This window comes from Streptomyces sp. NPDC088810 (assembly GCF_044750305.1).
Classification (GTDB): domain Bacteria; phylum Actinomycetota; class Actinomycetes; order Streptomycetales; family Streptomycetaceae; genus Streptomyces.
In genome coordinates this window covers 734691-754520 of record NZ_JBIVJQ010000003.1, presented here as the reverse complement: position 1 = coordinate 754520, position 19830 = coordinate 734691, and the positions used below count along the sequence as shown (strand labels likewise).

Below are 19830 nucleotides of genomic sequence, written 5' to 3'. Positions count from 1 at the left end.
GTCCCCCATGGGGCGGGACCACACCCGTCTCATACGGGACGTGTACGCCCTTCCCAGTAGGGGTCCCGCAGCCGCCGCTTGTACAGCTTGCCGTTGGGGTCGCGGGGCATCTCGGCGATGAAGTCGACGCTCCTGGGCCGCTTGTAGCCTGCGAGCCGCCCGGCGCAGTGGTCCAGGAGCGCGGCGGCCAGTCCGGGGCCGGGTTCGTGGCCGGGGGCCGGTTCGACCACGGCCTTGACCTCCTCGCCCCAGTCGTCGTGCGGGATGCCGAAGACGGCGGCGTCGGCGACGGCGGGATGGGCGAGCAGGGCGGACTCGATCTCGGCCGGATAGATGTTCACCCCGCCGGAGATGATCATGTCGATCTTGCGGTCGCGGAGGAAGAGGTAGCCGTCCTCGTCCAGATAACCGAGGTCACCGACGGTGAAGAAGTCGCCGATGCGGTTCTTCCTCGTCTTGGCCTCGTCCTTGTGGTACGAGAAGCCGCCGGTGTTCATCTTCAGGTACACGGTGCCCAGTTCACCGGGCGGCAGCCGCCTGCCGTCCTCGTCGAAGATCGCCAGTTCGCTGATGGGCCAGGCCTTGCCGACCGTGCCGGGCTTCTTCAGCCAGTCCTCGGCGGTGGCGAAGGCCCCACCGCCCTCGCTGGCGGCGTAGTACTCCTCCACACAGTCGCCCCACCAGTCGATCATCGCGCGTTTCACGTGGTCGGGGCAGGGCGCGGCCCCGTGGATGGCGTGCCGCATCGACGAGACGTCGTACGACCGCCGTACCTCCTCCGGCAGCGCGAGCAGCCGGTGGAACTGGGTCGGGACCATATGGGTGTGTGTGCACTTGTGTGCGTCGATGACACGGAGCATCTCTTCGGGCGTCCACTTGTCCATCAGCACCAGGCGGTGCCCGATGTGCAGGGAGGCGCCCGCGAACTGGAGGACCGCGGTGTGGTACAGCGGCGAGCAGACGAGGTGCACGTTGTCGTCGTACGGCTTGATGCCGAAGATGCCGAGGAAGCCGCCGAGGTAGGCGTCCTCCGGGCGCTTGCCGGGCAGCGGGCGGCGGATGCCGCGCGGGCGGCCGGTCGTGCCCGAGGTGTAGTTCATGACCCAGCCCAGCTCCCGGTCCTCGGGCGCCGACTCGGGCCGGCCGTCGAGGAGTTCGGCGTACGGCCGGAAGCCCTCGACCGTGCCGACGGCGTACCGGTGGCTCGCCGGCAGTCCGGCCTCGTCGGCCGCCTGGCGGGCCGGGCCGGCGAACCGTTCGTGGGCGATGAGCACCTTGGCGCCGGAGTCGGCGACGATCCAGGCGATCTCCGGGCCCACGAAGTGGTGGTTGACGGGCACGAGGTAGAGGCCGGCCTGGCTGGCGGCGAGGTAGGCGGTGAGGAACTCGGCGCCGTTGGGCAGGACGACCGCGAAGGCGTCCCCGCGCCGGAGGCCGGCGGCGCGCAGGCCGTGGACGAGGCGGTTGGCGGCGGCGTGCAGCCGTCCGGCCGTCCACTCCTCGCCGTCGGGCGCGATCAGGACCGTGCGGCCGGGGTCCTGGGTGGCCTGGGCCCAGAAACCGGCGGGGGGTGTGTTCGCGGGTGCGCTCACGGCTGGCCGCTCCTTCCGGCGATGCGGTTGATGCGGTCCACGGCCTTCTCGAAGCCGCGGGTGAGGTCGTCGAAGACCTCCTGGACGCTGCGTTCGGCGGTCATCCGGCCGACGATCTGGCCGACGGGGGTGCCGAGCAGCGGCTCGACCTCGTACTTCTGGATGCGGGAGACGGCCTCGGCGACCAGCAGTCCCTGCAGCGGCATGGGCAGGGTGCCGGGGCCGGCCGGGTCGTCCCAGGCGTCGGTCCACTCGGTACGGAGCTGGCGGGCGGGTTTCCCGGTGAGGGCGCGGGAGCGGACGGTGTCCCCGGAGCCGGCGGCGAGCAGCTTGCGGGTGAGGGCGGGCGAATGGAGATCCGCTTCCGTGGTGGTCAGCCATATGGAGCCCAGCCATACACCTTGGGCGCCGAGAGTGAAGGCGGCCGCCACCTGCCGGCCGCTGCCGATGCCCCCGGCGGCCAGGACGGGCAGCGGGTCGACGGCGTCCACGATCTCGGGGGTGAGCACCATGGTGGCGATCTCCCCCGTGTGGCCGCCGGCCTCATAGCCCTGGGCCACGACGATGTCGATGCCCGCCTCCTGGTGTTTGCGGGCATGCCGGGCGCTGCCGGCGAGGGCGGCGACGAGGACGTCCCGGTCGTGGGCGCGCGCGACGACGTCGGCGGGCGGGGAGCCGAGGGCGTTGGCCAGCAGCCGGATCGGGTAGTCGAAGGCGACGTCGAGCTGGGTGCGGGCGACCTGTTCCATCCAGCCGGTGATGCGCCATCCGGAGGCCTCGCCCTCGGCCAGTTCCGGCACGCCGTACGCGGCGAGGGTGTCCCGCACGAACCGCCGGTGCTCCTCGGGGATCATCGCCTCGACGTCCGCCTCGGTCACGCCTTCGACCTTCTTGGCGGGCATGACCACGTCCAGCCCGTAGGGCCGGCCGCCGGCGTGGGCGTCGAGCCAGTCGAGGTCGCGTTTGAGGTCGCCGGGAGCGGTGTAACGGACCGCGCCGAGCACGCCGAAGCCGCCGGCCCGGCTGATGGCCGCGGCGACGGCGGGGAACGGCGTGAAGCCGAAGACGGCGTGCTCGATTCCCAGTTTCCTGCTCAGCTCCGTCTGCATGGGCGCAGGATGCCGCAGCGGGCCGGACGACGGAAGACCTTTTCTGATGCTCCGTCAGATTCTTCGGAAGGTCTCGCGCCCCGTTGACACACCCCCTGCCTGACAGGAAAGTTTCACGACGCAGGGCAAGCCCGGAAAGATACTTTCAGGCGGGAGGCCGCAGCATGACGGACGACGTGGCAGGCGGACGATCGGGCGGGCCGACCCGCCGGCGGCTCGTGGTGGGCTCCCTGGCCACGGGCGGCGCACTGGCCCTCGGTGCGCTCCCGGCGGGCCCGGCCGCCGCCGCATCCGCCGCCGGCCGCCACCCCACCCTGCGCCACGGCTCGCCGGAACGCGCCGGGCTGCTCCCCGCCCACCTGCGGCAACTCGTCGCGGACGCCGAGGCGTTCCTCGCCCCCTCACCCCGGCATCCCTGGTACGCGGGTGCCGTCCTGCTCGCCGGGCGCGGCGGCACCGTGGCCCTGCACGAGCCGATCGGCATGGCGGTGCGCTACGCCGGTTACGACGAGAAGACCGACACCGGCCTCGAACTGCCGCCCGAACGACAGCTGCCGATGACCCGGGACACCGTGTTCGACCTGGCCTCCGTCTCCAAGCTGTTCACCTCGGTCCTCGCCGTCCAGCAGATCGAGCGGGGCGCCCTGGAGCTGGAGGGCAAGGTCGCGGCCTGCCTTCCCGACTTCGGGCGCGCGGGCAAGCAGGACGTGACGATCCGCCACCTCCTCACGCACACCTCGGGTCTCCGTGCCTGGATCCCGCTGTACAACGCGCCCACGTACGAGGAGAAGCTCCAGCTCATCTGGAACGAGGCCCCCCTCAACCCGCCGGGCACCGCCTACCTCTACTCCGACCTGAACCTGATCTCCCTGCAACTCGTCCTGGAGCAGATCACCGGCCGCACCCTGGACACCCTGCTGCGCGACGAGATCACCGGACCGCTCGGCCTGGACAGCACCCGCTACAACCCGCCCGCCTCCTGGCGGCCGCGGATCGCGGCCACCGAGGACGCGCGCAGACCCTGGTCAGGGCTGGACCGGGGGCTGGTGTGGGGCGAGGTGCACGACGAGAACGCGTACGGCCTGGGCGGTGTGGCCGGGCACGCGGGTGTCTTCGCGAGCGCGTGGGACCTCGCGGTCCTCGGCCGGACGCTGCTCAACGGCGGCCGCTACGGCCGGGCGCGCATCCTGCGGCCGGAGTCGGTGGAGCTGATGTTCACCGACTTCAACACGGCCTTTCCCGGCGACGAGCACGGGCTCGGCTTCGAGCTGTACCAGCACTGGTACATGGGGGCGATGGCCACCCCGCGCACGGCCGGCCACACCGGCTTCACCGGCACCTCACTCGTGCTCGATCCCACGACCGACTCGTTCCTGGTCGTCCTCGGCAACTCCGTGCACCCGGTGCGCACCTGGCGGTCCGGTTCCGCGCCACGGGCCGCCGCCGGCAACCGGCTCGCCCGCGCGGTGCCGGTCCGCCCGGCGCGCGGCCGTACGGCCTGGTTCTCGGGCATGGCCAACGCCACGGCAGCGACCCTCACCCTGCCGGCGCTGGACACCTCCATCGGCCCGGCCCGCCTGCGCTGCGCCCTGTGGTGGGACACCGAACCCCGCTCCGACACGGTGGCCCTGGAGGCCACGGCGGACGGCGGCACCACCTGGCAGCCGGTGCCCTTCACCACCACCCGGCACGGAAAGGACCCCGAGGACCACCCGGCGGGCACGGTCACCGGCTGGTCGGGCCGGGCCTGGCACCGGGTGACCGCGGCCCTGCCGGCCGGCCCGCGGCTGGCCCTGCGCTGGCGGTACGCCACCGACCGGCTGTACGTCGGCCGGGGCGTGTACGTCGACGCGCTGCGGGTCGAGGCGGGCGGGGCGGTGCTGTTCGACGGGGCACGCCCGGCGGACGCGGCACGGATCACGGCGGCGGGCTGGCAGCTCTCTGCGGACTGAGGCGGCCGGTACGGGGGTCGGTGCCGGGCCGGGACGGCCGGTCAGTTGCGCTCCAGCACCGCCATCGCCGCGTTGTGCCCCGGCACCCCGCTCACCCCGCCACCGCGCACCGCACCCGCCCCGCACAGCAGGACGTCCGCGTGCCGCGTCTCCACACCCCAACGGCCGCTGTCCTCTTGGGCGTACGGCCAGGACAGGGCCCGGTGGAAGATGTTGCCGCCGGGCAGCCGCAGGTCCCGTTCGAGGTCGAGCGGGGTCTTGGCCTCGATGCAGGGGCGGCCGTCGGCGTCGGTGGCCAGGCAGTCGGCGAGGGGTTCGGCGAGGTGGGCGTCGAGCTGGGCGAGGGTGGACTTGAGCAGTTCCTCGCGTACGGCGTCGTTGTCCCGGTCGAAAAGCCGGGCCGGGGTGTGCAGGCCGAACAGGGTGAGCGTGTGGTAGCCGCGATCGGCGAGGTCGCCGCCGAGGATGGTGGGGTCGGTCAGGGAGTGGCAGTAGATCTCCGAGGGCGGCGCGGTGGGCAGTTCGCCGGCGGCGGCCTGGGCGTGGGCGGTGGCCAGTTGCGCGTAGCCCTCGGCGATGTGGAAGGTGCCGGCGAACGCCTCCCGCGGGTCGGCGTCGGGGTCGCGCAGCCGGGGCAGCCGCTCCAGCAGCATGTTGACCTTGAGCTGGGCGCCTTCGGCGGGTTCGGGCGCCGCATCGCCGGTGAGGGCGGCCAGTTCGTGGGGGGAGGCGTTCACCAGGACGTGCCGGGCGGCGGCGACGCCCTCGCCGTCGGCCGTGCGGTAGGCGACCTCGGCGGTGTGCCCGTCGGTGTCGATCCGGATCGCCTCGTGCCCGGTGGCGATGCGCGCCCCCGCCGTGCGCGCCGCGGCGGCCAGCGCGTCGGTGAGGGCGCCCATGCCACCGACGGGCACGTCCCAGGCGCCGGTGCCGCCGCCGATGACGTGGTAGAGGAAGCAGCGGTTCTGGGCGAGGGAGGGGTCGTGGGCGTCGGCGAAGGTGCCGATGAGCGCGTCGGTGAGGACGACGCCCCGCACCAGGTCGTCGGCGAAGGTCTCCTCGACGGCCACGCCGACCGGCTCCTCGAACAGGGTCCGCCAGGCGGTCTCGTCGTCGATGCGGCGGCGCAGTGCGTCGCGGGTGGGCAGCGGTTCGGTGAGGGTCGGGAAGACGCGCTGGGCGACGCGGCCCGTCATACCGTAGAAACGCTGCCAGGCCTCGTACTCGCGGTCACTTCCGGTGAGCCGGGCGAACGCCTCCCGGGTGCGCTGCTCGCCCCCGCCGACCAGGAGGCCGGTGGGCCGTCCGGCCCGCTCCACGGGGGTGTACGAGGAGATGGTGCGGTTGCGGACGCGGAAGTCCAGCCCGAGGTCGCGCACGATCTTCTCGGGCAGCAGGCTGACCAGGTAGGAGTAGCGGGAGAGCCGGGCGTCGATCCCGGCGAACGGGCGGGTGGAGACGGCCGCGCCGCCGGTGTGGTCCAGCCGTTCCAGCACCAGCACGGAGCGGCCGGCCCGGGCCAGGTAGGCGGCGGCGACCAGGCCGTTGTGGCCGGCACCGACGATGACGGCGTCGTACGCGCGGGGTGTCTCGTTCGCGGACATGGTTCTTCGTAGCACGCGGTGATCCACGACGGCCAGCGGGCCCGGCGCCGGTCACGGGCGCAGTTTCACCGGTGCCGGACGGGCGTCCGGGCCGAGGCGCGCCATGGCGCGCAGGATGTGCTTCGGCGGCAGCTGCCAGCGCAGCCGGGCCGGTATGCGGCGCAGCAGGGCGCCGGTGGCGCGCAGCCGGCGGGTGACGGCGGCGGGTGCGGGGGCCGGTCGGCCGTACAGCTCGTGGGCGTACGGCGGCAGCGCGGCGTACGCCAGCAGCGCCACCCGCCGCCACAGCAGTTCGCGTGCCGGGACGAGGAGGGGGTGCACCGGCGGGCGGAGCAGGAAGTCGTCCACCTCGCGCGCCTCGGGTCCGGCGGCCAGCTGCGGGCGGACCCTCTCGAAGTACGCGGCCAGCTCCGCCCGGTCGGCCGGTACGGTGTCCGGGCCGAGCCCCACCAGCCGGGCGCTGACGCGGTGTTCGGCGATGTACCGGTCGGCCTGGGCGTCGGTGAGCGGGAAGCCGGAACGGCGCAGGACGTGCAGATAGGAATCGATCTCCGCGCAGTGCACCCACAGCAGCAGCTCGGGCTCGTCGACGCCGTACGGCTCGCCGCTGTCCGGGTCGGTCACGGTGAGCATGCTGTGGATCCTCCGGACGCGGGCGCCGGCCCGTTCGGCGGCCTCGGTCGTGCCGTAGGTAGTCGTACCGACGAAGTCCGCGGTCCGCATCAGCCGCCCCCAGGCGTCCCGGCGGAAGTCGGAGTTCTGCGTGACGCCGCGGACCGCGCGCGGGTGCAGGGCCTGGAGGTAGAGCGCGCGGATGCCGGCGACCCACATCATGGGGTCGCCGTGCATCTGCCAGGTCACGGATGCGGGGGTGAACAGCCCGGGGTCGCCCCGGTCTGCGGGTAGGACCACAGCCACTGGACGTCACCTCTTGTCGCCGCACCGGTCTGTGAGGCATCCCTGCCCAGGCCGGCCGGGATCATTCCCTGCGGAAGCCCGCACCGGCGGGAGCAGGGCTCGCCGTGCATCGTGAGGGTGCACCGAGCCCTCCGCGGCCGTCCAGCGCACGGTGGCACACACCCGGCCGTGGTTGCCCTCGCTTCCTGGCGGGGGCGTCGCCGCCTCGGCGGTGAGCACGGCGTTCGCCGCCTGCACCTGAGTGCTCCAGGCGGCGAACGCCGAGTTTGTCGCCTGTGCCGCCACCCCGCCCGCGAGGACTTTTCCGAGGAGGGCAAGCGCCCAGATGCAGCGATCCAGGTCTCGATGACATCGTCGTGCCGTCCGACCGGGTTGCGTCGGCAGCGCCACGGCCACACGCGGGTCACGTGCGTGGGAGGTGTCGCCGGTCCGCCTCCTCTCGCGTGGCACTCGCAGTCGTCAGCCGGAGGCCGATCCCCGCGGGTTCGGCAGGTCCGGGTCGAGATCCGGGGGGGGGCGCGACTGCCCGTACCGGCCCAGGTCGCCCTCGCTGTACTCCTCCTTGGGCAGCAGATCAGCCTCGGAGACCACGCCGACGAGACGTCCGTCGTCGTCCAGGACCCTTAGGGCACTGACCCGCCAGGGGCTGGGTGCCGTTCCACACCACCCCCGTCGGGGCTGGACACCTCGAGATGCCCGCCCAGCTGTTGCGCCCGCCTGCCCCCTTGTGGCAGCAGCGTGCCGACATCCACCCGCACTTGCTGAACTGGCTGGACGCCATTACCTCCCCGAAGGACGCGGGTGCCGACCGGCTGGCCGCCATCAGCGACCTCCTGGTCGAACCGGCCGTCGCCGCGAACGACATCCGGGTCGTCCCAAAGGTCCACGCCTGGACCGACAACGGAGCCGACAGCCCCGAGCACCGCGCGCTGATCGCCCGCTTCCTGACCGTCGCTGCGGAACCGGACACACTGGGCGCCGGAGTCCGTGGTATGCGCTGGACTCGGCACAGGAGGACTCGGAGGGCATTGCGACCGTCGTCGCCCTGGTGTGCCGGGGTGAGTTCGCCGAGCACTACCCGCGCCAGGCCCTCAGCTGCCACGGGTGTGGAGCACGGTCATCAAATGGGCCATCGAGAAGAAGCACTTGGCAGGACATCGAGCTTTCCTGTCGCTACTGGACCCACGCGTGGACCCGTACGTTCTGCACGTCATGCTGGCGGCAGCCGAGCGGAAGCAGGACGTCAGGGAAGCGCTCGTGGACGGCTGGAGCGCGGCCCTGGCCGACACCCGGGTCGAAGCCGAATGTCGGCAACTGCTGACCGCCTGGGCCGAGGCACGGAAGACGGCGGAATGCCCACCGAGCTGCTGACGGAACTCCTCAGCCAAGTCGTTCTGGCGCACCTGGTCGCCTCTCCGGTCTCGGCCCTCATCTTCGGGGAGCCTGGAGTCGCCGACGATGAGGCCGTCATCGACCTGCGCAAGGATCTCCGGCTGGCCCCGGCGCTGTCGCCTCCCCTAACGAGCCACGAGCGTGACGTGAGCAACAGGGCCTGGGGCGACGGGTGTTCCGGAGCGTAGAGGTCACCGCCGTCATCGCCGGGGGATCGCGTCGGGTTGGATCTCGATTCGCGCGGCGGTACGTGAGCCGACGCCGACAGGGGGTGACGCGGGTGCGCCGAACAGGCCACCGTGACGCACGGCACCAGGCCGACTGTGCGGCATCCCTGCGACCTCGTTGGTGCACCGAAAAGGCTCAGCCGCCCCTCTCGAATTGCTAGGCTTGGGATTTCGCCACATGCTGTTTCAGAGATCCGCGTTGAGCACGATGGGCCACATGAGGCGGGCAGGTCAAGAGCTGGCCGCTGTCGCGAATCAGCGTGGAGTTCCCCGTGCTCGGCCCCGCTCCACCGCCCCGTCAAAGCCGGTGTCCCGCTCAGCGCATATGGCCGCCAGCCGCAAGAGGGGGCCTGGCGGCCGGAGCGCGCCGCAAGCAGGCCGTTTGCCACCGGGTGCGGGCCGCGAGGGAAGGCAAAAGACGGAGGCCGGATCGCCATGGCGAAGTTGGACATCACTAAAACGAACCGCGCGATAGACCGGTTGCTGGAGGTCACGGAGAACCCCCGGCACCGGTTCATGCTCCAGGCCTACTACCGCCACCGGTACCTGGAGATCGCAGGGCGTTATGAGGAGATCTTCGCGCCTGAGATGATGGTGGAGAATCCCGTCTACCACTTCCACGCGCTGGGGATCAGTGCCCGGCTGGAGGGCCAGGACGCGATCAAGAACCTGTACCGGACGTGGTCCGAGACGGGTGAGTGCGTGATGTACACCGACGACGAGGAAGTCGCTGTCAGCGACCACATGATCGCCTCCAAGATGACCGGCTACCAGTTCAAGCCGGGCAAGGTTCTCGCATCTGCCGGATTCGAGGTCGACGACCAGGACGCGATGTACATCTACAAGGCATCCGAGGAGATGGTCTGGCCCTACGACGACCGCTGCCGGCTCATCGGCGAGGACGTGTGGGAGGTCGACCCGGACAAGGCTGAGATCATCGAACTCGACTCCGCCGACGTCATCACCACGGAGGAGGCCAACCGGGTCCTCGAACCCCTCATCAAGCCGCTGCCGTCCTACGACGAAGCGACAATGCGGACCCGGGCCGCCGGGGACTGACGCCGCAGGTCTGCAGCCCCTCCGGCGAGCGGTCGCCTACTGTCCGCGGCACGCCCTTCCCGAAGCGCCCCGACCGGACATGCACGGTGCGATGGGGCACCTGGGCGGGGCAGACATCGGGAGGTAGCTTCATGCAGTTCACAGCCCCACAGCGTCGCGCCTTCGCCACCGTAGGTGGCCGTGCGCATCGTCCCGGCAGGTCAAACCCGAGACGCCACGGGCTACGGACCGGCGCCGCGATTGCGTCCGCGACCACGATATTGCTGGCCTTGTCCATGACTTCCCCCGTCGGCGCCGCACCCGCCGAGGAAGACCTCGCCGACGACGCCGTGCAGGCGTACATCTATGGCTACCCGCTGGTGCTGATGAAGACCACGGAGCGGTCGTCGACCAACGTCACGGCCCCAGATTCCGCCAACATCAGGGCGCCGATCAATCAGTTCGCCAAGGCGGCCGACGTTCCGGGCCCCGATCAGAAGTCCGTGGTCTCGCCCAACGTCGACACGCTGTACACGCCCGCCTGGCTGGACCTGTCCGCCGAGCCGGTCGTGCTGCACATACCCGATACCGACGGCCGGTACTACCTCATGCCGATCCTCAGCGCCTGGACCGACGTGATCGACTCGGTGGGCAAGCGTACGACCGGCACCCAGGCAGGCGACTACGCCATCACGGGCCCTGACTGGGACGGCAGGCTGCCGGCCGGGGTGAAGGAGATCAAGTCCCCCACCAACACGGCGTGGATTCTCGGCCGCACCCAGCTCAACGGCCCCTCGGACCTGTCCGCCGTGCAGTCCCTGGTGAGCAAGTACGATGTCCGCCCGTTGAGTGCCTACGGTGACAAGTCGTACAAGCCCCCGCAGGGGCGCGTCGACCCGAACGTCCCCAGCACACCGCCGAAGAATGTGGTGCAGCAGATGGACGCCCAGGACTTCTTCTCGGCCCTGGCCGCCGCGATGGCTGCCAACCCCCCGGCCCGGGCCGACGCCCCGATGGTCGCCAAACTCGCCAGGCTGGGCATCCACCCTGGCCAGAAGGTGGACCTCGACGCCATACCGCCGGACACCGCCAAGGCGCTGGAGCGTGCCGTGCCCGAAGGCCAGAGGCAAATCCAGGCCGCTGTCGCGAATGTCGGCAAGGACATCAACGGTTGGCGGGTCGCCACAGACCTGGGCACCTACGGCACAAACTACACACTGCGTGCGGCCACCGACTGGCAAGGGCTCGGCGCCAACCTCCCCCAGGACGCGATCTACCCGATCAACTTCGTCGACGGCACCGGCCAGCAGCTCAACGGTGCCAACCAGTACGTCATCCACTTCCCACCCGGCAAGACTCCTCCGGCGAATGCCTTCTGGTCAGTGACGATGTACAACCCGGACGGCTTCCTGGTACCGAACTCGATCAACCGCTACGCGGTAGGGCACACCGCCGAACCGACCGCGAACGCCGACGGCTCGGTGGATCTGTACGTCCAGCGCGACGCCCCCGCCGCGGACAAGAAGGCCAACTGGCTCCCGGCCCCGTCAGGCCAGTTCAACGTGATGCTGCGCCTGTACTGGCCGCAGCAGAGCGTGATCGACGGCACCTGGACGCCACCGGCCATCACAAAGGCACAGTAGGTCGTGGAGACGGACAAGGCGGCCATCGAGGTCGAGTGCTTCGAGTCCGGGACCGTGGGTCGGCTGCTCGTTGCGCCGGGTGCCCGGGTTCCGGTGGGCACGCCGCCCGCGGTGACCGAGGGCGAAGCCGCCTCCGGCGTGCCGGCAGACGCCCCCGGGAAGCCGGTGGCGGCCAACTCCCCGGGGGGATCCCGTCGGTGAGGCTCAGGCGTAACCAAGGCGCGCGCACGAAGGCCGACCGGGAACCCGAAACGGTCCTGGTCCCCGCCGCCCCACCGCAGAGGCAGGAACCCCCACGCCGACGCCGCACCCGAGCGCCTGTCAGCCGAAGCCGGGTGCGGAAGATGCTCAGCCGCCTTGCCGCTGCCCTGCCCGCCGGGCCGAGCAACTGACCCGGGAATGCGGGACCGGCACTGAGCATCACGACACGCCGTGTGCGGCAGCGGTACGCAGCCGAGTCACTGAATGACGTCACTGAACGACGCGCTCGCCCGGCGTGCCGCCAGGAGCGCGACGCGGATGTCCGCCGCCGCCCGTGGATCGGACAGCGAGCGGGCCGTGAGCTCCTCGACGCGGCGCAGCCGGTAGCGGACGGTGTTGGGGTGGACGAACAGGCTGCGCGCCGCGTCCGTGGCGGAGCCGGCGGCGGCGAACCAGTGCTCCATGGTCTCCAGGAGCCGGGCACGCTCGGCGGCCGGGAGATCGAGCAGGGGCTTGAGGACCACCTCCACCAGGTGCGCCGCCTCGGCCGGGGCGGCGGCAACCACCATCGCCAGCGGGTCGTCGTCGAACCGCGCGACGCCGGGGCCGGTGCCGGGGAGGCCGGCCAGAGCAAGCCGGGCGAAGCGCAGAGCCTGTGGGGTGTCCCGCAGGCTGTGGAAGCACGGGCTGACGCCTACGCGGGCGCCGGCGCGGCGCAGGATGCGCAGGCAGGTGCCCTCCGCGGTCGCGGTGGGCAGGGCGGCCAGGCCGATCTGCTGGTCGGGCAGCAGCCGCCAGGCGAAGCGGACCTGGGCCTGACGCAGCGCCGCTTCCGTCCCCGCCAGCGGCTCCTCGCCGGGAGCGTCGGCCGCCGCCGCGGCGACCACGTAGGGCCCGCGGTCGGGCAGGCCCAGCTCGCGGGCGGCCTCCCACAGCGTGCGGTCGGCGATGACGCCGGTGAACAGCGCCTCCACCAGTGCCGAGCGGCGTGCCTGACGCCGCGAGGTCAGCTCGGCGGTCGTCTCCCGGTAGGCCGCCGCCACCGCCTCCGCGTAGCGGCCGAACAGCGCCCAGATCTCGGCCGACTGCGACACCAGTTGGGCGTCGGAGACTTCGGGATGGGTGCGTGCCTCCGTGAGGATCTCGGTCCACACGAGCTCGAAGCCGATCCGGTACGCGTGCAGGGTGTCCGCCAGCGGCACGCCCTGCTCGGCGCGGAGGCGGCCGGTCTCCCGGGCCGGGCTCGGGTCCTGCGCGCCCGCGCGGCCGAGCTGCTTCAGGAGCAGGTCCGCGTTGGCGGTGCACGAGCGGCGCAGCGAGTCGAAGGGGATCAGCGACTCGTCCTGGTAGGCATCGACGTCCGAGCGGATGCGCTGCGCCATCCGCTCGCCCAGTTCCGGCAGCCTCGCCCGAAGCGCCGAGACCACCCCCGAGATGTCCATTCCAGCAGCTTAATGCTGGTGTTTTGTCGTCAGGAACAATCTGGGAGGGCACGCGCTGTCCTACCGCACATAGGCCGTCGGCACGAACATCAGCACCATGTCGTCAACGTGAACAACGGATTTCAACGGTGACGTTCGTGGAGGCGGTCATGCCCAATCTGGCTCAGTTCCTGGTGGAGACGGCACGGCGGCAGCCGGAACGCCCCGCGCTGCGACTCGGGGACCAGGTCACCAGCTACGCGGAGCTCGACGAGCGCAGCGCCCGCGCCGCCGCGCTGCTGCGGGCCGAGGGCGTACGACCGGGAGACCGGGTCGCTCTGATGCTGCCCAACGTTCCCGAGTTCGTCGTCCTGTACTACGGCGTGCTGCGCGCCGGAGCGGTCGTCGTGCCGATGAACCCGCTGCTGAAGATCCGGGAGACCGAGTACCACCTGCGGGACTCCGGCGCCGTCGTGCTCTTCGAGTGGCACCAGGCGCCGGGCGAGGGCGCGCAGGGCGCGGCCGCCGCCGGAGTGCGGCACATGGCCGTCGAGCCCGCCGCCTTCGCGGGACTGCTGGCCGGTCACGAGCCGCTGCCGGAGGTGAGCGAGCCGGACGGCGAGGACGTGGCCGTGCTGCTGTACACCTCCGGCACCACCGGCCGCCCCAAGGGCGCCACGCTCACCCACGCCGGGCTGCGGCACAACACCGAGGTCAACGCGGTCCACGTACAGCGGATGACGGCGGACGACGTGGTCGTGGGCTGTCTGCCGCTGTTCCACATCTTCGGCCAGATATGCACGATGAGCGTGACCATCCGCGCCGGTGCCTCGCTCACCCTGATCCCCCGCTTCGACCCGCAGACCGTCCTGGACGCCATCGTCCGCGACCGGGCGACGATCTTCGAGGGCGTACCGACCATGTACGCGGCCCTGCTCCAGCACCCCTCGGGGGCGGACGTGTCGACGCTGCGGATGTGCGTCTCCGGCGGAGCCTCGCTGCCGGTGGAGGTCCTGCACGGCTTCGAGCGTCGCTTCGGCTGTGTGGTGCTGGAGGGCTTCGGCATGTCCGAGACCAGTCCGGTGGTCACGTTCAACCACCCCGACCGGCCGCGGAAGGCCGGCTCCATCGGCACCCCGATCAAGGACGTGGAGGTGCGGCTCCTCGACGACAAGGGCCAGGACGTGGCCCAGGGCGAGATCGGCGAACTGGCCGTCCGCGGGCCGAACGTGATGAAGGGCTACTGGAAACGTCCGGAGGAGACGGCGGCCACCATCCCGGACGGCTGGCTGCGCTCGGGCGACCTCGCGCGCCAGGACGAGGACGGCTACCTGTACATCGTCGACCGCAAGAAGGACATGATCATCCGCGGCGGCTACAACGTCTACCCGCGCGAGATCGAGGAGGTGCTCCACGAGCACCCGGCCGTTGCACTGGCCGCGGTGGTGGGCGTGGCCGACGCGCATCTGGGCGAGGAGATCGCGGCCGCGGTGGTGCTGCGCCCGAAGGCGCAGGTCACTCCCGACGAGCTCCAGCAGTTCGTCAAGGAGCGCGTGGCAGCGTACAAGTACCCGCGCCGGGTGTGGCTCGTGGACACACTGCCCACGGGCCCCAGCGGCAAGATCCTTAAGAGGGAGATCACCGCGCCGACCCACCGGACGGGCTCTGTCACTTTGACCGACCCGGTGGGATGATCTTCTGGTTGATCGAGGTGGGAGGGTAGGGCAGCTCCCGGCTGCCCTTGAGGGACTGCTGAGCGGTCTTCCACCAGATGCGCCCAGTGAGCACCGCCGCGGACTCGGCTGGGTCCTCAGGGGCCGGAAGCGTATCGCGCACCGTCTGGCCAGCTGAGCCGGATGAGATGTCCAAGGAGCCTCGTCACACTTCGTCAGCGCCGTACCCGGGGCATCCCCAGGCCGATCCAGGAGATGATCTCGCGCTGGATCTCGTTGTTGCCGCCGCCGAAGGTGAAGATGACCGCCGAGCGGTAGCCGCGTTCCAGTTCGCCGTGCAGGACGGCGCTCGCCGAGCCCTCCTTCAGCGGGCCGGCGGCAGCGACGATCTCCATGAGCCAGGCGTAGGCGTCCCGGCGGGCCTCGGAGCCGTAGACCTTGACGGCGGAGGCGTCCTGCGGGGTGAGGGTGCCGTCCTGGACGGCCGAGACCATCTGCCAGTTGAGGAGCTTGAGCGCGTCGAGCCGGGTGTGCGTGCGGGCCAGCAGCCGGCGCACCCAGGGCAGGTCGGCGACCCGCCGGCCGTCGGCGAGCTTGGTCTCCATCGCCCAGCGCTGTACGTCGTGCAGGGCGCGGATCGCCATGGTGCCGTGGGCGGCGAGGGTGACGCGTTCGTGGTTGAGCTGGTTGGTGATCAGCCGCCAGCCCTCGTTCTCGGCGCCGACGCGGCGGGAGACGGGGACGCGGATGTTCTCGTAGTAGCTCGCGGTGGTGTCGTGGGAGGCGAGGGTGCGGATGAGGGTGCAGGAGTAGCCGGGGTCCGAGGTCGGCACCAGCAGCATGGTGATGCCCTTGTGCGGCGGGGCCGCGGGGTCGGTGCGCACGGCCAGCCACACCCAGTCCGCGGTGTCGCCGTTGGTGGTCCAGATCTTCTGCCCGTTGACGATGTACACGTCGCCGTCGCGTACGGCGCGGGTCCTGAGCGAGGCGAGGTCGGTGCCGGCGCCGGGCTCGCTGTAGCCGATCGCGAAGTCGATCTCGCCGGAGAGGATGCGGGGCAGGAAGTACGCCTTCTGCTCCTCGGTGCCGTACCGCATGATCGTCGGCCCGACCGTGTTCAGCGCCATCAGCGGCAGGGGTACGCCGGCCTGCGCGGCCTCGTCGAAGAAGACGAACTGCTCCATCGCCGTCATCCCGCGCCCGCCGTACTCCTCGGGCCAGCCGACGCCGAGCCAGCCGTCCGTGCCGAGGCGGCGGATGGTGTCGCGGTAGAACCGCTTCTGCGCGGCCGGGTCGGCATACCGGGCGTAGGCGTTGTCCGGAACCAGCTCGGCGAAGTAGGCGCGCAGCTCGGTGCGCAGCCGCTGCTGCTCGGGCGTGTGGTCGAGGTGCACGGCGCCTCCAGGCTCCCCAAGGGCGGTCCTGACGGCGCACACCGTAGAACGTGTTTCAGAAATTGGGAATGCCGGGACCCGGGCGAATTCGGGTACGGGCCCTCACTTGAGCGTCTCCAGGAAGTCGGCGCAGGCTGCGGCGCAGGCCCGGCAGGTGTCCGCGGCCGATTCGGCGCCGGGGTGCTCGTCGAAGGCACGGGCGCACTCCAGGCACACCGAACGGCACCAGTCGACCCGGACCCGGATCGCCTCCTCGTCCTGCCGGCCCTCCTCGCACAGCACCCGGCAGGTCGCGTCGCACACCTCGGCGCACATGATGCCCAGCCGGCGCACCCGCTCCTGCCGCTCGGTGCCGTCCGGGTCGACGAGGCTCGCGCGCACGGCGCAGGCCCGGGCGCACTCGGTACACGCCTGGGCACAGGTGAAACGGTCCTCCAGGAACCGGTAGAGCTGCTGCTGTGAAGTCGGGGTCACACCGTGCGGGTAGCCGGGGCGCACGGCGGCAAACACCGTGAAACGGCCATCCGTGCACCCCCCGGTAACCCACAGTGTCCGGGTTCGTCCGGGTTTGGGTGGGGTATTCGTGTCCTATGAACACCGCATCGATGCAGCTGGCCGCGCCGAGCGGCCTGATGAGCCTCTTCATGTTCATCGTGGCCGTGGGCGTGCTCGCGCTGCTCGCCGGCGGCTTCTGGATGACCTCCCGCGTCAGGTCCAACGAGTCCCCGCGCCCGCGCCCCGAGGAACAGCCCCAGCTGCCGCCGGACGGTCCGGTGCGCGAGATCCGGCAGAACAGGGAGTCCGCGGAGATCCCCCGGGTCGCCAAGGGCGGCCGCCCGCTCACTCCGTACGAGCTGAGCAACATGGACAGCAAGCCGAGCGAGTCGCAGGAGCGCCCGCGCTGGAGCAAGGGCTCCAGCGGTTCCTTCGGCGGCGGCGGACTCGGCGCCCACTGAAACGGCCCCACCACCTCCGGCAACCCCGGCCCGCGCCGGACCGCCGTACGCCCCCGGACCTAGGACGTCGTCCGGGCGGCGTCCAGGCGGCCGACGCGGGCCACGTTCTGCCGGTCCTCCGGATCCTGGCTGGGCTCGGCCCGGAACCAGGCGTCGAGGATCTCCTTGAGTACCGGTTCGGAGGTCAGCCGGAGGCTGAGCGCGAGGACGTTGGCGTCGTTCCAGCGGCGCGCGCCGTCGGCCGTGGCGGCGTCCGTGCACAGCGCGGCGCGCACGCCCGGCACCTTGTTGGCCGCGATGGACGCGCCGGTGCCGGTCCAGCAGCACACCACCGCCTGGTCGGCCGTGCCGTCGGCCACCTCCCGGGCGGCGGCCGCGGAGCAGGCCGCCCACTGCGCGTCGGCGCCGGGCCGCAGCGCGCCGTGCTCCCGGACGTCGTGGCCGCGCCGGCGCAGCTCCGCGACCAGGAGCCGGGCCACGGGCTCGTCCATGTCGGAGGAGACGGAGATCCGCATACTCCGGAGCGTAGCGCCTGCCCCGTCCCCGGACGTGCCGAACGGCCCGCTGGGGGCCGTTCAACCGATGCGGAATGCGAGGTCAGGGGTGCTCGGGCTGCTGCGCCGGAGGCACCCCGCCGCCCTCTCCCCCGCCCTTGGCACCCTTGTCCGTGCCGTGCGGGCGGGCGCCCGCGTCGCGGCCGGCCCGCTGGCGGGCCTTCAGCTCGCCGACGTCCTGCGGGGTGGCGCCGCCCTTGTCACTGCGCCGCTGTTCGGGCTGCTGCGGATTGCTCATGCGCCGGACTCCCTCCGGTGGTGCGTGTTCCGTGCGGGGTCCGGGTTCCCAGGGCCGCGCGGGTGACGCACACCGCCTGCGGACGGGTCAGGACGCGGGGCGGGTCAGCGCCCGGTGGAGGTGTTCGAGGGCGTCGAGGAGCACCGAGCGGTGGTACCAGCTCAGCCAGGCCGAGGTGTCCGCGGCCAGCAGGGCGAACGCCTCGGCCTGCGCGGCGGTCGGCCGGTGGCCGGCGTCGGGCCAGAGCAGGGTGATCACGCCGGTGCACGAGCCGGCGGAGGAGAGCACCGGGACGCTCTGCACGGCGTGGGTGCCGGTGGCCAGCAGGGCCTGCCGGCAGTCGTCGGAGAGCTGCGGGTCGGCGGTGACGTCGGGCACGCTCACCTGGCGGCCCCGGACGCGGGCCGCCGCGTCGGCCGTGCCGTCGCCCCGGCCGCGCACGAGGTGGTCCAGGAACGTTTCCGCACAGCCGTAGTGGGTCTCCAGCATGAGGGCGTGCACGGCCGGGTCCACGAACTGCACGTACCCGGCGGGTGCCTGGCCGATGGCCAGCGCCTCGTGCAGCACGGCGTCGGTCATCTGCCGCCGGTACCGGGGGTCCCGGCCGCTCCGGGCCAGGATCCGCAGCTGGGGCACCGGCAGGGAGCGGCGGCCGGGGAACCACACCTCGCCGTCCGGGGGCCGGGCCACCACGACGGCCGAGACCAGGACCCGCAGCGGCACGTTGAACCGCTGCGAGGCCTCGCGCAGCGCCCGGAAGGCGCTGCCGGAGTCCGGCAGGCCGTAGCGGACCATGAGCGTGCCCTGCGCCATGCCGATCACCGGCGCGGTGCGCACCCGGGCCCGCAGCGCGCGGACCTCCTTGTGCAGTTCCTCGTACGAGGGCCGCAACGGGTCCGCCATCTGGGAGTGCCAGGCGGGCAGCTCCTCCACCCGGGAGGCGGCGCGGGCCAGCTCGCGCAGCGCCTCGTCGAGGGTGGCGTACAGCCGGACGCCGTCGAGGCGGGCCAGGTGCACCGCCTCGCGCACGCCGGGCCGGGCGCGCACGATGATCAGGTCCGGGCGCCCGGTGCGGGCCCGGGTGGTCTCGCTGAGCGTGCGGAGCACGGCGGCGCCGCCCAGCTGGACGTGCGCCATGTCGAGCACGGGGCGCAGTCCGGCGCGGTCCGCCTGTTCCAGGTGACCGCGCAGTTCCTCCGACCAGGCCTCGGCGCCGTGGGCGTCGAGGCTTCCCGACATGCGCAGCAGCAGCGCGCCTTCGGCGGGCAGTCCCTCGACGACGGAGGACTCGATGACGAGGGGAGCCGGTGCGGCCGGGCGGCCGGAAGAAGGTTTCATCGCATCACCCAGACTGGACGTGCCGCAGTTGTCGATCGGTCTCTTGCCGACCTTGGCACCACCTTGCACGGTGGGTCCCCGGCCCTCAACCGCGGCGGGCGGGGGGGGTGGTGGCCCGCTATCCCGGGTCGCCGGCCGGCAGGGCGTCCAGGTCGTCCAGCGCGCACGCCAGGGAGGCGTGCACCCGGATCCCCGGCAGACCGGCCGCGGTCAGGGCCTCCCGCACGTGCGGCCGGGGCTGTACGACGGGCAGTGCGCGGCCGGAGCGGGCCAGCAGCCCGGTCGCCCGGTCCAGGGAGCGCACCGCGTCGGCGCACGCGAGGTACACCTCGCTCAGGTCCAGCAGGGGGTGCTCCCCGGCCTGGTCGGCGTGGGCGACGTGCTCGGCGAGGGCCTCGGCGAACCGCCGGGCGTTGGCGGCATCGACCGTGCCCCGGGCCTTCAGGACACTGATGCCGCCGAGCCCGGTGCGGTGCTCGTGGACGGTCTGCAGGAGCAGCGGGGCCGGGCCGCCGGGGCGGACGCGGGCAGGGGACGGCGGACCGGTTTCCATGGGGGCACGCGCTTCCTGGGGCGGGGA

20 protein-coding genes are annotated in these 19830 nt (G+C 72.1%); 8 read left to right on the top strand and 12 right to left on the bottom strand.

Features of this window, described 5'->3' with window-relative positions; translation table 11 throughout:
- Positions 1-29: 29 nt before the first annotated feature.
- Both ACIP4Y_RS14315 and ACIP4Y_RS14310 read right to left on the bottom strand, forming a co-directional pair.
- A complete protein-coding gene (locus ACIP4Y_RS14315; protein ID WP_401392358.1) occupies positions 30-1592 on the bottom strand; it encodes an acyl-CoA synthetase in 1563 nt (520 codons plus the stop codon).
- Positions 1589-2701, bottom strand: a complete 1113-nt coding sequence (locus tag ACIP4Y_RS14310) for an NAD(P)H-dependent flavin oxidoreductase (protein WP_401392355.1) — start codon at positions 2699-2701, stop codon at positions 1589-1591. The genes ACIP4Y_RS14315 and ACIP4Y_RS14310 overlap by 4 nt, the downstream gene beginning before the upstream one ends.
- A gap of 164 nt (positions 2702-2865) precedes the next feature.
- On the opposite strand from ACIP4Y_RS14310, the gene ACIP4Y_RS14305 reads away from it, so the two are divergent.
- Positions 2866-4653, top strand: coding sequence for a serine hydrolase (locus ACIP4Y_RS14305; RefSeq protein ID WP_401392352.1), 1788 nt, complete (start codon positions 2866-2868; stop codon positions 4651-4653).
- 41 nt (positions 4654-4694) lie between these two features.
- Here ACIP4Y_RS14305 and ACIP4Y_RS14300 read toward each other — a convergent pair whose 3' ends face one another.
- The 3 genes from ACIP4Y_RS14300 to ACIP4Y_RS14290 all read right to left on the bottom strand — a co-directional run bounded on the left by ACIP4Y_RS14300 (position 4695) and on the right by ACIP4Y_RS14290 (position 7766).
- The gene (locus ACIP4Y_RS14300; RefSeq protein WP_401392349.1) at positions 4695-6257 is read right to left on the bottom strand and encodes a phytoene desaturase family protein; all 1563 of its coding nucleotides are present in this window, start codon (positions 6255-6257) and stop codon (positions 4695-4697) included.
- A 51-nt stretch (positions 6258-6308) separates the two neighbouring features.
- Positions 6309-7106: an oxygenase MpaB family protein gene (locus ACIP4Y_RS14295; protein WP_401392537.1), complete on the bottom strand. Its 798-nt coding sequence runs from the start codon at positions 7104-7106 to the stop codon at positions 6309-6311.
- 528 nt (positions 7107-7634) lie between these two features.
- A complete protein-coding gene (locus tag ACIP4Y_RS14290; RefSeq protein ID WP_401392346.1) occupies positions 7635-7766 on the bottom strand; it encodes a hypothetical protein in 132 nt (43 codons plus the stop codon).
- 597 nt (positions 7767-8363) lie between these two features.
- On the opposite strand from ACIP4Y_RS14290, the gene ACIP4Y_RS14285 reads away from it, so the two are divergent.
- From ACIP4Y_RS14285 to ACIP4Y_RS14265, 5 genes are all read left to right on the top strand, one after another.
- Entirely contained in the window at positions 8364-8546 is a 183-nt protein-coding gene (locus tag ACIP4Y_RS14285; protein ID WP_401392343.1) for a hypothetical protein, read from the top strand.
- Positions 8528-8755, top strand: coding sequence for a hypothetical protein (locus tag ACIP4Y_RS14280; protein WP_401392340.1), 228 nt, complete (start codon positions 8528-8530; stop codon positions 8753-8755). The genes ACIP4Y_RS14285 and ACIP4Y_RS14280 overlap by 19 nt, the downstream gene beginning before the upstream one ends.
- Positions 8756-9229: 474 nt before the next feature.
- Positions 9230-9853, top strand: a complete 624-nt coding sequence (locus ACIP4Y_RS14275; RefSeq protein WP_401392338.1) for a hypothetical protein — start codon at positions 9230-9232, stop codon at positions 9851-9853.
- Between the two features lie 275 nt (positions 9854-10128).
- Positions 10129-11475, top strand: coding sequence for a DUF1254 domain-containing protein (locus ACIP4Y_RS14270; protein ID WP_401392534.1), 1347 nt, complete (start codon positions 10129-10131; stop codon positions 11473-11475).
- A 3-nt stretch (positions 11476-11478) separates the two neighbouring features.
- Positions 11479-11676, top strand: coding sequence for a hypothetical protein (locus ACIP4Y_RS14265; RefSeq protein WP_401392335.1), 198 nt, complete (start codon positions 11479-11481; stop codon positions 11674-11676).
- Positions 11677-11933: 257 nt separating this feature from the next.
- Here ACIP4Y_RS14265 and ACIP4Y_RS14260 read toward each other — a convergent pair whose 3' ends face one another.
- The gene (locus ACIP4Y_RS14260) at positions 11934-13118 is read right to left on the bottom strand and encodes a PucR family transcriptional regulator (protein ID WP_401392332.1); all 1185 of its coding nucleotides are present in this window, start codon (positions 13116-13118) and stop codon (positions 11934-11936) included.
- A gap of 149 nt (positions 13119-13267) precedes the next feature.
- Here ACIP4Y_RS14260 and ACIP4Y_RS14255 point away from each other — a divergent pair, with 149 nt between their 5' ends.
- On the top strand, positions 13268-14791 hold the full coding sequence (locus ACIP4Y_RS14255) for a long-chain fatty acid--CoA ligase (protein WP_401392329.1): 1524 nt from the start codon (positions 13268-13270) through the stop codon (positions 14789-14791).
- 194 nt (positions 14792-14985) lie between these two features.
- Here ACIP4Y_RS14255 and ACIP4Y_RS14250 read toward each other — a convergent pair whose 3' ends face one another.
- Positions 14986-16164 (bottom strand): acyl-CoA dehydrogenase family protein, encoded by a 1179-nt coding sequence (locus tag ACIP4Y_RS14250; protein WP_401392326.1) that lies wholly within the window; start codon positions 16162-16164, stop codon positions 14986-14988.
- Between the two features lie 102 nt (positions 16165-16266).
- The gene (locus tag ACIP4Y_RS14245; RefSeq protein ID WP_358636794.1) at positions 16267-16638 is read right to left on the bottom strand and encodes a ferredoxin; all 372 of its coding nucleotides are present in this window, start codon (positions 16636-16638) and stop codon (positions 16267-16269) included.
- 116 nt (positions 16639-16754) lie between these two features.
- On the opposite strand from ACIP4Y_RS14245, the gene ACIP4Y_RS14240 reads away from it, so the two are divergent.
- Positions 16755-17120, top strand: a complete 366-nt coding sequence (locus tag ACIP4Y_RS14240; RefSeq protein WP_358636566.1) for a DUF6479 family protein — start codon at positions 16755-16757, stop codon at positions 17118-17120.
- Between the two features lie 59 nt (positions 17121-17179).
- Here ACIP4Y_RS14240 and ACIP4Y_RS14235 read toward each other — a convergent pair whose 3' ends face one another.
- The 4 genes from ACIP4Y_RS14235 to ACIP4Y_RS14220 form a co-directional block, all read right to left on the bottom strand.
- Positions 17180-17635, bottom strand: a complete 456-nt coding sequence (locus ACIP4Y_RS14235; RefSeq protein ID WP_401392323.1) for an RpiB/LacA/LacB family sugar-phosphate isomerase — start codon at positions 17633-17635, stop codon at positions 17180-17182.
- A gap of 82 nt (positions 17636-17717) precedes the next feature.
- Entirely contained in the window at positions 17718-17912 is a 195-nt protein-coding gene (locus ACIP4Y_RS14230; RefSeq protein ID WP_358636571.1) for a hypothetical protein, read from the bottom strand.
- An 87-nt stretch (positions 17913-17999) separates the two neighbouring features.
- Positions 18000-19250: an ANTAR domain-containing protein gene (locus ACIP4Y_RS14225; protein ID WP_358636573.1), complete on the bottom strand. Its 1251-nt coding sequence runs from the start codon at positions 19248-19250 to the stop codon at positions 18000-18002.
- A gap of 118 nt (positions 19251-19368) precedes the next feature.
- Positions 19369-19803, bottom strand: a complete 435-nt coding sequence (locus tag ACIP4Y_RS14220; RefSeq protein ID WP_358636576.1) for an STAS domain-containing protein — start codon at positions 19801-19803, stop codon at positions 19369-19371.
- Between the last annotated feature and the right edge of the window lie 27 nt (positions 19804-19830).